Origin of the sequence: Paraliobacillus sp. X-1268, from assembly GCF_003426095.1 — a bacterium.
GTDB classification, from domain to species: domain Bacteria; phylum Bacillota; class Bacilli; order Bacillales; family Amphibacillaceae; genus Paraliobacillus_A; species Paraliobacillus_A zengyii.
This window is the reverse complement of the sequence record NZ_QJSK01000003.1, coordinates 258,613-271,066: the sequence shown is the minus strand read 5'-3', so window position 1 is coordinate 271,066 and position 12,454 is coordinate 258,613. Positions and strand designations below refer to the sequence as shown.

Annotated in this window: 10 protein-coding genes; 9 read left to right on the top strand and 1 reads right to left on the bottom strand. The window is 35.3% G+C overall.

Features of this window, described 5'->3' with window-relative positions; genetic code table 11:
• Positions 1-16 precede the first annotated feature (16 nt).
• The 7 genes from D2K62_RS19080 (at position 17) to D2K62_RS07385 (ending at position 9,414) form a co-directional block, all read left to right on the top strand.
• Positions 17-508: a DEAD/DEAH box helicase gene (locus D2K62_RS19080; RefSeq protein WP_232824320.1), complete on the top strand. Its 492-nt coding sequence runs from the start codon at positions 17-19 to the stop codon at positions 506-508.
• A 123-nt stretch (positions 509-631) separates the two neighbouring features.
• Positions 632-1,372, top strand: coding sequence for a Fic family protein (locus D2K62_RS07415; protein WP_112179766.1), 741 nt, complete (start codon positions 632-634; stop codon positions 1,370-1,372).
• An 858-nt stretch (positions 1,373-2,230) separates the two neighbouring features.
• Positions 2,231-3,916: a choline dehydrogenase gene (betA, locus tag D2K62_RS07405; protein WP_112179767.1), complete on the top strand. Its 1,686-nt coding sequence runs from the start codon at positions 2,231-2,233 to the stop codon at positions 3,914-3,916.
• Between the two features lie 377 nt (positions 3,917-4,293).
• Positions 4,294-5,520 carry a DUF3500 domain-containing protein gene (locus D2K62_RS07400; RefSeq protein WP_157967407.1) on the top strand — a complete coding sequence of 409 codons (1,227 nt, stop codon included), beginning with the start codon at positions 4,294-4,296 and terminating at the stop codon, positions 5,518-5,520.
• On the top strand, positions 5,517-6,809 hold the full coding sequence (locus D2K62_RS07395; protein ID WP_112179769.1) for a HupE/UreJ family protein: 1,293 nt from the start codon (positions 5,517-5,519) through the stop codon (positions 6,807-6,809). Before D2K62_RS07400 ends, D2K62_RS07395 begins: the two co-directional genes overlap by 4 nt.
• A gap of 433 nt (positions 6,810-7,242) precedes the next feature.
• Positions 7,243-8,379, top strand: a complete 1,137-nt coding sequence (locus D2K62_RS07390) for an anaerobic sulfatase maturase (RefSeq protein ID WP_112179770.1) — start codon at positions 7,243-7,245, stop codon at positions 8,377-8,379.
• A 153-nt stretch (positions 8,380-8,532) separates the two neighbouring features.
• Positions 8,533-9,414 (top strand): LysR family transcriptional regulator, encoded by an 882-nt coding sequence (locus D2K62_RS07385; protein WP_112179771.1) that lies wholly within the window; start codon positions 8,533-8,535, stop codon positions 9,412-9,414.
• A 137-nt stretch (positions 9,415-9,551) separates the two neighbouring features.
• Here D2K62_RS07385 and D2K62_RS07380 read toward each other — a convergent pair whose 3' ends face one another.
• Complete coding sequence (locus tag D2K62_RS07380) at positions 9,552-10,349, bottom strand: TSUP family transporter (protein WP_232824319.1); 798 nt, start codon at positions 10,347-10,349, stop codon at positions 9,552-9,554.
• A gap of 242 nt (positions 10,350-10,591) precedes the next feature.
• On the opposite strand from D2K62_RS07380, the gene D2K62_RS07375 reads away from it, so the two are divergent.
• Together D2K62_RS07375 and D2K62_RS07370 are read left to right on the top strand one after the other, a co-directional pair.
• The gene (locus D2K62_RS07375; RefSeq protein ID WP_112179772.1) at positions 10,592-11,557 is read left to right on the top strand and encodes a formylglycine-generating enzyme family protein; all 966 of its coding nucleotides are present in this window, start codon (positions 10,592-10,594) and stop codon (positions 11,555-11,557) included.
• A 109-nt stretch (positions 11,558-11,666) separates the two neighbouring features.
• Positions 11,667-12,446, top strand: coding sequence for a MurR/RpiR family transcriptional regulator (locus D2K62_RS07370; RefSeq protein WP_198671278.1), 780 nt, complete (start codon positions 11,667-11,669; stop codon positions 12,444-12,446).
• Positions 12,447-12,454: the final 8 nt, after the last annotated feature.

The following is a 12,454-nucleotide window of genomic DNA, read 5'->3' as shown; positions in this document are numbered from 1 at the left end:
TAAAGAGCGAAACGATATGATTTTTAATGATGTTCTACAAGCCCTAAATGAAAAAAGGTCTCCTATCGTGTTAACAGAACGTTTAGACCATATAAATGAGTTATACGAACTTTTTAAGGGATTTGCTAAAAATATTATTATTTTATCAGGAGCTATGAAGAAGAAAGAGCGGCAACAAAAGCTAGAAGAGTTAATTAAATTACCTGATAGCGATGAGAGATTGTTAATTGCAACAGGGAAATATATTGGAGAAGGATTTGATGATGCTAGATTAGATACGCTCTTTTTAACAATGCCAATCTCTTGGAAAGGAACGTTACAACAATATGTAGGACGGCTTCACCGAGATCATAGTAATAAAGAGGAAGTTAAAGTGTTTGATTATGTAGATTCGAACGTTGCTATTTTACAGAGAATGTTTGAAAAGCGGTTGAAAGGATATAAAAATATTGGTTATAGTCTATATGGTGAAAACAAAGAGAAAAGCCAACAAATTCAATTATTCTAGTAGTTTGAAATAAGAAATATGTATTTTATTAAATATTTGATTAAAATTTCTTTAGGGAGTATATTCAAAGAAAAGATGGAATTCTCCATTAAAGTATATGTTTCAGTAAGAGAGGTGAAGCAAATGTTCGAACAAATTAATCAAAAGAAGGAACGTTTAGATGCCAATCGACCGTTACCTAAATACACATTGAAAAGCTTACGTGAAAAGTTATTACTTGAATGGACATATAATACTAATGCAATTGAAGGAAACACGTTAACTATCAATGAAACGAAGGTAGTTCTAGAAGGAATTACGGTTGGTGGTAAAACGCTACGTGAACACTTGGAAGTTCTGAATCATCGGGAGGCCATTCAGTTTGTAGAAGAGATTGTAGAAAAGGATGAACCTTTATCGGAGTGGCAAACTAAGAATATACATCGACTTATATTAAAAGGAATTGATGATGAATATGCAGGTGTATATCGGGATCAGCAAGTTTTTATTGCTGGTGCTAAACATATACCACCAGCTCCCTTCCTTATAAAAGAAGAGATGGAGCAGCTGATGACATGGTATGAAAAAGCAGAAACAAAAAAAATGCACGCAGTTGCTCGTGGAGCTATGTTGCATGCTATTTTTGTTGGGATTCACCCATTTATTGATGGGAATGGTCGGACATCACGTTTGTTATTAAATCTAGAACTCATGAAAGATGGTTATCCGCCAATTGTTATTAAAGTAGAAAATCGAATAGCTTATTATGAAGCATTAGATAAAGCACATACAAAAAATGAATATGATGATTTTATTAAGTTAGTGACCGATGAAGTAGAAGATTCATTAAACTTATATTTGAGTACAATAAATAAAAATACCTAGTAAAATATAGACGGTCCATGACTTGTTTAAGCGTTACCTAGACTGTATTTATATTCTTTTCAACAGGGAAGTACCATCATCATATTGTGATAAACACTTGGAATGGGATAGGGGCTCCGAAACCACCAGAGAATAGTGGTAATCTTTCACATGATCCGTCTGGAAATCATATTAAGTTAGCTATTTAAGAGAGTATTGTATGGATTAAATATTCACTTGCTGATTTTGGTAAATATATTTATGAAAAAGCATGAAGCGGGACTCAATATATTTGATATGCTCATGTTTTTAAGGGAATTGAATTAAAAGGTCTTTCATTAAGTACTAGGTACTTAATGAAAGACCTTTTTTATTTTTCACTACTTATGGCCAATGAATAACTGTTTGAAAGGAATTTATCTTCATTAAAAAAGTTTATATGAGCTTTTATTCTATAGTTTCTATACTTTTCTTAATTTAATTTAAATAAAGTAGGAAAAAGAAGCTAGCCACAGGTTTACAAAAAAAAAAATCTGTGTTAAATTAAGAAAGTTAAATACGTTAAAAAAATATTTAACAAAATTAATAAAAGAATGTCAATTTACAAGAATTGGGATAGCCCGTTCTTAAGAAGTGAAGAGATATCATCCATATTTGGCTCATGTCCGTAGGGTAGATATTATTAGTCTGGATCAGAAATAATAACAAAACATTTATTTCATCTTAAACCCTGAACGACTGATTAGGCTAAATAAAGTAAATTATATAAAAAACTATTAAACTAATGACTAGTTCTAATAACTGAAGGAGAGTTTTTGATGAATGCTTTTCAGATTTCTTTAACTAAATTTAATTTTCAACATATAGGAGGTTCGGAAAATGAATAAAACATACGACTATGTAATCGTTGGCGGCGGTAGTGCAGGTTCTGTACTAGGTGACCGTTTAAGTGCAGATGGAAAAAAGAGTGTCCTTGTTTTAGAGGCAGGACGTAAGGATTTTTCTTGGGATCTATTAATCCAAATGCCAGCAGCTTTACCGTTCCCAGCAGGAAAAAGCTTGTACGACTGGAAATATGAATCCGACCCTGAACCATATATGAATGGACGACGTATTAAGCATGCCCGTGGAAAAGTGCTCGGAGGATCGAGCTCAATTAACGGCATGATTTTCCAACGTGGTAATCCACTGGATTATGAACGATGGGGAGCTGACCCAGGTATGGATACATGGGACTTTGCACACTGTCTTCCGTATTTTAAACGCATGGAAAATGCATTAGCATCTGAAAAAGATGATGAGTTTCGTGGCCATGATGGTCCACTTAAATTGGAACGTGGTCCAGCAACTAATCCTTTATTCCAAAACTTCTTTAAGTCAGCTGTTGAGGCTGGCTATACACGAACACCCGATGTAAATGGTTTTCGTCAAGAAGGATTCGGACCATTTGATAAGCATGTCTATAAAGGCAGACGTTTGTCAGCTTCACGTGCATACTTACATCCGAATATGAAGCGGGAGAATCTCACTGTGGTGACGCGTGCTTTTGTTACAAGTGTTGATTTCAATGGCACTCGAGCAAATGGTGTGACATATCAACGAAACGGTAAGACACATCAAGTCACTGCAGGAGAAGTTATCCTATCTGGGGGCGCAATTAATACACCGCAGCTACTTCAACTATCAGGTGTAGGAGATGCGGAACACTTGCGCTCGGTCGGTATCGATCCTGTGATTGACCTTCCAGGTGTAGGTGAAAACCTTCAGGATCATCTTGAAGCCTACATCCAATACTCTTGTCCATTACCGGTCTCGCAGCAGCCTAGTTTAAACAAATTGGGGATGCCTTGGATTGGTTTGCAGTGGTTGTTCGGTCGTAAAGGCCCAGCTGCAACTAACCATTTTGAAGGTGGAGGTTTTGTTCGTTCGAACGAGGACGTCGATTATCCAAATCTTATGTTCCACTTCCTTCCGGTAGCAGTAAGGTATGATGGGCAAAAGGCGGATACGAAACACGGATTCCAGGTACATGTCGGACCTATGTACTCCGACGCACGTGGGTCATTAAAGATTCGTTCGAAAGACCCGAAAGAGTATCCGAGCATGGTTTACAACTATCTTTCTACTGAACAAGACCGACGTGAATGGATCGAAGCGATTAGAATTTCACGCGAAATTATGGCTCAGCCAGCTATGGCACCATACAATTCAGGAGAAATTGCACCTGGTAGTGCTGTTAGTACAGATGAGGAGATTTTGGAATGGGTGGCAAACGATGCCGAGACTGCACTTCATCCAAGTTGCACTGCAAAAATGGGACCCGCATCAGATCCAATGGCTGTTGTAGATCCGTTAACGATGAAGGTTCATGGTCTCGAAAATGTACGAGTGGTCGATGCATCTGCCATGCCTTACGTAACTAATGGTAATATTCACGCACCCGTCTTAATGTTGGCAGAAAAGGCAGCAGACTTAATCCTAGGACGTGACCCGCTTGAGCCTATTAATGCTGAGTTTTATCGTCATGGCGTACATCCAGCTGACGCAGGTACAATAAAATCATAAGTTAAATAAAATAATACTTTTCAAGAGAAGGTCTCTTTTAAAATGTATTTGCTATTCAAGCAAACATTTATGAAAGAGCGCCTTCTCTTTTTTTAGCAAAAAAATCTAAGCTTATATTCGCTCATTTCACGGATGGCATGTTCAATAAATTATTTCAACTGCTATTGATATATATACTTTTTAGTTTATTTGGTTTTTTAAGAGTTTTTTAAGGTTCGTGTTTGATAATGTGCTTTGTAGAGATAACGTCAGGAAATTTTATTAATTCCTCTATTTAAAATAGGAAGTCTTCATTATGCTAATTGATTAGTGATAAATTAAGGTGATTTTCTAAATAGCAATAAGAACACATAGAAACTAACATGGAGGGAATAAAAATGAACAAGAATATTTTACTAGGAGCTGTTCTTGCAACAACTCTTACAGCTACGTTGGCTGCTTGTAGTAATACTGAGGAATCTCAAACAACAGAGGAGAGCACCACACAAGAAGAAAGCACAGAACAAGAGAATACATCAGGTGAAAGGCCTGAAGGTGGAATGCGAAGTGGGGGCTTCGGTGGAGGGATGGATTCAGCTAATGTTGATACAGATAGTATAGTAACAGATGTTGCTGCAACATTAACTGATGAAGTTTCTGTATCTGTTTCAGATGACAGTGCTTCACTAGATGAAAAGGCAACAGAGTTAGCACAAGCCTTTTTAGAGACATTATCTGACGAACAATTAGAGTCTATTCAATATGATTTAACTGCAGAAAATGCAGCAGTGTGGTCCAATTTTCCAGTAAATATGGTCCAACGTAATGGAATTTTGTTTGGTAGTCTTTCGGAGGAAAGCCTAGAAGTTGCAAAAGAATTATTCTATATTGCTTTAGGTGAAGAAGGATATGAACAATTAATGATGAGTCTTGAGGCAGAAGAAGCATTAGGAGAGCAAGCGGAGGGTTATGATGCCGATTTATATTATGTTTCCATTTTAGGTGATGTTTCTGATTCTTCTACTTGGATTCTTCAGTTAGGTGGTCATCACTATGCAAATAACTTTACCTTTAATGCAGATGAAACTGGGGCAACGCCTTTCTTTATTGGAATAGAGCCGCAAACATTTGAGAATGCTGACGGAGAAACCGTTGAACCAATGGCTGAACATAAAACGGCAATTTATTCTATGATAAATTCACTCAGTGATGATCAACTAGCTGAAGCAGAAATCACAGATATATTTGACGATGTACTTGTAGGACCAGGTAATGATGGCAACTTCCCAACAGAAAGTGAAGGGGTGCTAGTAACTTCTCTAAGTGAAGAGCAACAAGCACTAGTGAAGGAAGCAATTGAGGCTTGGGTGTCAGATGTTAATGAAGAAGATAAAGAAGCACTTCTAGATGCTTATTACGCTGATGATGCATGGTCAGAAACCTATATTGCTTGGTCTAGCTCTACAAGTGTAGATGATGAAGGTTCTTATATTCGGATTGATGGACCACGCGTTTGGATTGAATTCTCCGTGCAAGGAGGTATCGTCTTTGGAGATGTTTTACACTTCCACACGATTTGGAGAGATAAAGTAGCTGACTACGGTGGGGAGTTTAGTACACAATGATGAAAAAAATTGTTTTAATAACAATGAGTATATTGATGACGGTGTTGTTTCTATTACCGTCATCAAGTTCTGCTCATTCCATGCCTTCTTCTCTTGTGAATTTGGATTTTTTGGAAGATGAAGTAGAAACTGAGTTAGTTATCCCGTTGGATCGCTTAGAAATTGCATTTGATGAAAATTTATATGATGATCCAGAACAAGCCATCACAACATACCATGACGAGCTTGTATCTTATATAACAAGTCATATCAGTGCTGAAACTGCTGAAGAAGAACAGTGGTCTGTAACGTTTAATGATATGTCAATCGCTTATCCAGATTTGGCAACAGATTCGATAGATTTATTAGTTCACCTAACACTTACACCTCCAACAGGTGCAACTGTTGATGCCTTTACGCTTAACTATGACGTAGTAGTAAGAGAACTTGTTACACATGTTATAACAGTCGCTGTAAGAAGTGATTGGAATAATGCTGTTTATTCAAGTAATCCCGAAATTATTGCAAGTATTATTAACGATAATACAACAGTACAAATTGACCAATCTAATGGAAGTATTTGGACGGGATTTTCTAGTATTATAAAATCGGGTATGGCTCATATTGCTGAAGGTGTAGACCATTTACTATTTCTACTTGCACTTTTATTACCTGCATCATTATTGGTTAACGGTAAGAGATGGGGGAAGTCTGCTGGATTTAAAGCAAGTATGAAAAAACTCTTAAAAATCTCCCTTGCATTTACAATTGGTCATTCCATTACTTTAATTATTGGTGCAACTGGTGGGTTATCTATTCCAAGTCAACCAATTGAAATACTGATTGCTGTTTCCATTTTAGTTTCAGCAATCCACGCAATTCGTCCATTATTCGCTGGTCGTGAAATCTTTGTAGCTGGTGCTTTTGGGTTGGTACATGGATTAGCCTTTGCTACACTAGTGACAGACTTGGGTGTAACACCAATGCGAATAGTTATGAGTGTCTTAGGTTTCAACATCGGTATTGAACTCATGCAACTGATCGTAATTATTCTAATTATGCCATGGTTCTTGTTACTCAGCATGACAAAAGTATTTACACCTATTAGAATTATTGGAGCTTTATTTGCAATGATTGCTTCAATTGGTTGGATATTAGATCGTGCTTTTGGTATTACTAGTCCTATCGATGCGATCGTAAATAGCTTGGCGGAAAATGTGCTTTGGCTAGTTGCTATTTTAGCAGTTCTCTCAGTAATTAATATATTTTTCTCGAAAAAAGGTAGCAGTGTTCCGATTAGCATTGACTAACGTATACGAATGCTATAAAAAGAAATAGTGTAAAATAAACATTTTCTAAATGATATAATAACGAAAAGACTTCTCCTTAGTTCATGGAACTTTTGAGAAGTCCTTTTTGTGTAGTTACTCATATCAGACAATTCCCCTGTCCCATTTGTAGTAATATTACTAATGGTTTGTTCCCATAGATTGAAACCGTTTCCCTTTATCTGTTTTAGTTCTTTTATTAACTTGGGAATTAAATTATAATTACATTATAGTCGATAATAATATTAGAAGAATGACAAGTGAAAAAATAATCGTTACATCTCAATGAGTGCGTTTTTAGAAGCAAAGGGGAGAGAAAAAAGACAATTATTTTGTCTTCTTATTTCTATTTTATTTCTTTTTTATATAAGTTAAGATGACAAAAACTGATGAATAAAGAAAGCGTGGTGTAGAGATGGAACATACTATGTTGAGACCACAAATTGCAGGTGTTATGTGGAAAACAGTATCAGAAGCATGTAATTTAGCGTGTGACTATTGTTATTACAGTAGATGTAATGGTAAACCAGGAAAGCTAGATCGAATTCAAGATGAAACACTCGAAAAATTTATCAAGGAGTATCTATCACTTAGTCATGGATACGCTACATTTGTATGGCAAGGTGGAGAGCCATTATTAGCTGGATTAGGTTTCTTTGAAAGAGTAATTAGCCTTCAGAATAATCATGCGAAGAAGCGAATGCGTGTAGCTAATGCTATTCAGACAAATGGTATACTTATAAATGAAAATTGGGCGCGTTTTTTTAAAAAGCATAATTTTTTAGTAGGTGTTAGTTTGGATGGGCCTGAAGAAATTAATGATAGAAGAAGAGTCACTAATTCTGGAAATGGTAGCTTTAATCTTATAATGAATGGGATTCAACATTTAAGAGAACAAAATGTCGATTTCAATATCTTAACTGTTATACATGAAGATAATGTAAAAATGGCAAAGGAATTAGTAGCGTTTTACACGCAGGAGAATTATAAATACGTACAGTTTATACCATGTATGAGTTTCCAGTCCCAAGATGTCTCAACTGCAGGCAAGTATGCAATCACCGCTCAACAATATGGTGATTTTTTGTGTGAATTCTTTGACGCTTGGTATAATGATGGAGAACCCTATTTATCTGTACGTTTTTTCGATAACATGCTTGCTGTATATTTAGGCCATCAAGCTGAATTGTGCCAACAAAGTGAATTCTGTCCAAAAATGCTCGTTTTAGAACAAAATGGTGATGCCTATCCTTGTGATTTCTTTATTGAAGAAGAATATAAGTTAGGTAACGTTCAGAAGGATGCTTTACAAGATATAATAGACAATCCCAAATGGAATGAATTCTTAGAGATGAAACCAAATCTTCCTGATAAATGTAAATCGTGTGAGTTCCTTAATATGTGCCATGGCGGTTGTCCTAGAAATAGAATGCAAAAGAATAAAGACTTAGATGTAGATTACTTTTGTGAGAGCTATAAAACGATTTATAAATATGCGGAAAAAAGAATGACTTTTTTAGCAAAAAAGATAAGAAGTGTTACTAGTTTTTAAGAGCTAAAGGTTGTTAAATGTGCTTTTCAACAAATGGATGAACACTTACGTGAAGAATGTAAGTATTACTAGTTCGAAAAAGTATCCTTGTTCATATAACATACCACGCGGATAATGAGCATATTACTCATTTACCAGAAAGGACATTAAGAGATGAACATAGAAAGTCTACGAATGTTTTGTCGGGTTGTGGATGAGGGAAGTATTAGTGAGGCTGCACGACTAGGGTTTGTTTCTCAACCTGCGGTCACAAGACAAATTCGTCAATTAGAAAATAGGTATGGCACATTGTTATTTCACCGATTAGAAGGAAAGTTGATTTTATCTGATGCTGGTAAAACACTTTATCCTTATGCGAAGGAGATTATGGATAATGACAATACTTCTTTTAGCGCTATTCAAGAGCTGGTCGGTATAAATGACAATATATTAAACGTAGGTGCCAGTCTAACCATTGGGGAATATTTGTTACCAGGCTTATTGGGAAACTTTAAAAAACACCATGAAGACATTAAATTTAGTTTATCAATTGGGAATACACCTTACATGTTATCGAAATTGGAAGAAAACGAAATAGATATAGCTTTAGTTGAGAGTGAAGTAACTAGTTCAAAATATAAAGTCCAAAAATTTGCTGAGGATGAACTAATTTTGGTCACTTCTCATAATCATCGCTGGAAAGTTAAGGATGAGATTGAGGTTGAAGAGTTGTTAGAAGAAAAAATGATATGGAGAGAGAAAGATTCCGGTACCAGATTGCTAGTAGAGAACGCATTAAGTAAATATATCAAATTAGAACAAATCGAAAATGCAATGGAGCTTGGAAGTATGCAATCGATAAAAAGTGCAGTAGAAGCAGATTTGGGTATAAGTATTTTACCGAGAATAACTGTTAGCAAAGAATTAAGCTATAATACATTGAGAGAAGTAAAGATAAAGGATTTTAGTCTTATGAGAGATTTATGGGTTGCTCAGAAAATACGAAGATTTAAGAAAAGTGCTCAGTCACATTTTGAATCGTTTATACAAAGGTAATTTCAGAACCTATTATATAGATAGCAGTTGATAGTTAATTTAATTGCAATAAGTTACCACTGGCATGATAAAGAATAGTGAAATTCATGAAGATAATAACATATCAATAGTCTCCGCTTGTAATAGTGTTAAAAGTTCTAAACAAAAAAGGAGACTTTAATAATATTATATATATTTATAAAAATGATAATCAGAACGGCTATGTTAAATATTTTCTCCACCTGTAAGTTGGATAATTTAGTAACGAAATGTGAACCGATTAATCCACCAAGTATCCCACCGGGTATCATGTAGAAAAGCATAAACAACTCATAATCGTTAAAACCGGTAGTGAAAACTATTAATAAAAGAGCAGATAATTGAGAGAAAAATATTATAAAGATTGAATTCACACCAGCGTTTTTAGATGTCATGGAGAATAGTAGACATAAGATGGCTACGTTTAAAGGTCCACCACCAATTCCAAGAAATGCAGAAAGGAATCCGAGTGAGAAACCGACTCCAAAGATTATCTTTTTATCTTTTATCAAGTATGATTTGAGATTATGCTTTCTTTTAAAATAAATATATATTAGAGAAAGTAGAACAGCTAGTAAAGTCGATTGAATAATAGCTGTTGTTTTTGGAATATTTAACGAAATGGCTATGACGTTAAATATAGCTTTTCCGACAATACCTCCAACTATTGATCCACCTGCAATAATTGAGCTGGTTGCTTTATCTACTTTAACCTTTTTGATCTTCAAGTTTATTAAGGAAACTGTTGCCATTGCTAGCACAGTTGTAGCGGATAACACGCCAATTGTCGGTAAATCAAAATGACCAAACAGGTCTAATATGGGTTTAATGATCACGCCTCCTCCAAGGCCAGCGATGGCACCTAAAGTAGAGGCGATCAGTCCAATTGCAAAATAAAGAATAAAAATAATAATCATCTCCGATTGTAAAATCTAATTTAGATAAGGAGGTATATCTCATTAGATTTATCTTAGCAGTAATTTTTCGGTAAAAAAAATGCCGTTTTATTATAGGGTATAATAAAAAGTTATGATCACTTAATTTAAAGAGTATAACTGAATGAAATATCAAGTTTGAAAATACAAAAATATTGCTACTATAGGAATTATGTTTAAATTAAGGTAACAATTTTTAGAATTTACTAAAGGATGTGGATGTAATGGATAAAGGAGATATGGAATGCTCCTGTTGTGCTGGAAGTAGAGCTGATTTTGAAGACAAAATAAAGGAAGAAAAAAGGTCTGGTATAGTAGAACAAAGTCAACATAGTAAATATAAAGAAAAAATGGTCTACATTCCAGGTGGAGAATTTTTAATGGGAACTGAGGACAATGAAGGATTCCCAGCGGATGGAGAAGGACCAATAAGAAAAGTAACAGTGGACGCATATTACATAGATGCTTACGCAGTTACCAATGAAGAATTTAGTGCTTTTATTAAAGATACAGGCTACGTAACAGAGTCGGAAAATTTTGGGTGGTCATTTGTTTTTTATAAATTTATTCCACCAAGTTTAATGGGGAAGGCAAAACAATTACCGCAAACGCCATGGTGGTATGCAGTAGATGAAGCCTACTGGTATCAACCAGAGGGTCCAGGAACATCCATTAACGATCGGATGGATCATCCCGTAATTCAAGTTAGCTGGAATGATGCAGTAGCTTTTTGCAAATGGGCCGGGAAACGTCTTCCAACAGAAGCTGAATGGGAATACGCTGCAAGAGGAGGTCTCGAGCAGAAACTTTTTCCTTGGGGAGATGAACTCACTCCAAATGGTGAGCACTATTGTAATATATGGCAAGGGGATTTTCCGAGAGAGAACACAGTAGATGATGGCTATGTGAGCACTGCACCAGCAAAATCCTTTCCAGCTAACGGATATGAATTATATAATGTTTCAGGTAATGTCTGGGAATGGTGTGCGGATTGGTTTACTAGAACACCAGATTTGTCGAAACTTGTGAATCCTATTGGACCAAATATGGCTCAGAGCAAAGTAATGCGTGGTGGTTCCTATCTTTGTCATCAGTCTTATTGTAATCGATATCGAGTAGCAGCACGTAGCTCTAATACAATGGATAGTGCCACAGGTAATTTAGGATTTCGTTGTGCGGTAAATGCATAAGATTTAACTTACATGAAAAAGGAATTTGGAGTTTAGTTACTATAAGTGAAGATAGATATTAGAGGTATAAGTAACTAGAAATAAAATATCAAAAAAGTAGGTGATTCTAGTGAAAATAGAAGAATTGATTAATGATAACTTCACAACCTTTAGTGAGGGTGAAAAGGTTTTAGCGAAATTTATATTAGATAATAAGAAAGACATCTGTGATTTAGGAATTAACGAACTTGCTAAAAAAAGTTTAAGTTCTAAATCTTCAGTACTACGATTTGCTCAGAAGTTAGGGTTCTCAGGATATACGGAGATGAAAAACTTTATGAAGTGGGAAGATCAATTATCGGAAAACCCTATTTCAAAAGAGTACTTTGGGAAGTTAGTGATCAGTAATATAGAGAAAACAGTAAGTCAGTTGAATAATATGGATCTTTCTGATATTTGTGAAGTAATTGAAAAAAGTTCAAATATCTATATTACTGGTACCGGTCGCATGCAACAAAGCTTGGCTCAAGAAATGCAAAGATTGTTTTTAGGGATTGGGAAGAATATGCAATTTTTGTCTTTGGATTTAAGTACAAATATTTATCAACTAGTGACGGAGAGAATTACAGAACAGGACTTGATTATCGTATTTTCAGGTTCAGGCAATAATGCAATGTTAAAGGAAGCACTAAGTATTCCTTTAATTAAGGACGTAAATATCCTAGCAATTACTGGATCACATAATAATTGGTTGATGAATAATGCGACTTTTGGTATTGCGCTCGATGTCAATAATCATTCTACAGTTATCAACAATTGGTTTTCATCGTCAAACGCTTTTCACATTGCTATTGAAGTTCTTGCTTATAATTATTTTGAATATAAAAATAGAGCACTAAAGAATAAGTGATTTTCAAA

Bases quoted from the DNA above. Each gene is read 5' to 3' on its own strand.
- D2K62_RS19080 (WP_232824320.1), top strand. From the start codon at position 17: ATGATTTTTAATGATGTTCTACAAGCCCTAAATGAAAAAAGGTCTCCT.
- D2K62_RS07415 (WP_112179766.1), top strand. From the start codon at position 632: ATGTTCGAACAAATTAATCAAAAGAAGGAACGTTTAGATGCCAATCGA.
- betA (WP_112179767.1), top strand. From the start codon at position 2,231: ATGAATAAAACATACGACTATGTAATCGTTGGCGGCGGTAGTGCAGGT.
- D2K62_RS07400 (WP_157967407.1), top strand. From the start codon at position 4,294: ATGAACAAGAATATTTTACTAGGAGCTGTTCTTGCAACAACTCTTACA.
- D2K62_RS07395 (WP_112179769.1), top strand. From the start codon at position 5,517: ATGATGAAAAAAATTGTTTTAATAACAATGAGTATATTGATGACGGTG.
- D2K62_RS07390 (WP_112179770.1), top strand. From the start codon at position 7,243: ATGGAACATACTATGTTGAGACCACAAATTGCAGGTGTTATGTGGAAA.
- D2K62_RS07385 (WP_112179771.1), top strand. From the start codon at position 8,533: ATGAACATAGAAAGTCTACGAATGTTTTGTCGGGTTGTGGATGAGGGA.
- D2K62_RS07380 (WP_232824319.1), bottom strand. From the start codon at position 10,349: ATGATTATTATTTTTATTCTTTATTTTGCAATTGGACTGATCGCCTCT.
- D2K62_RS07375 (WP_112179772.1), top strand. From the start codon at position 10,592: ATGGATAAAGGAGATATGGAATGCTCCTGTTGTGCTGGAAGTAGAGCT.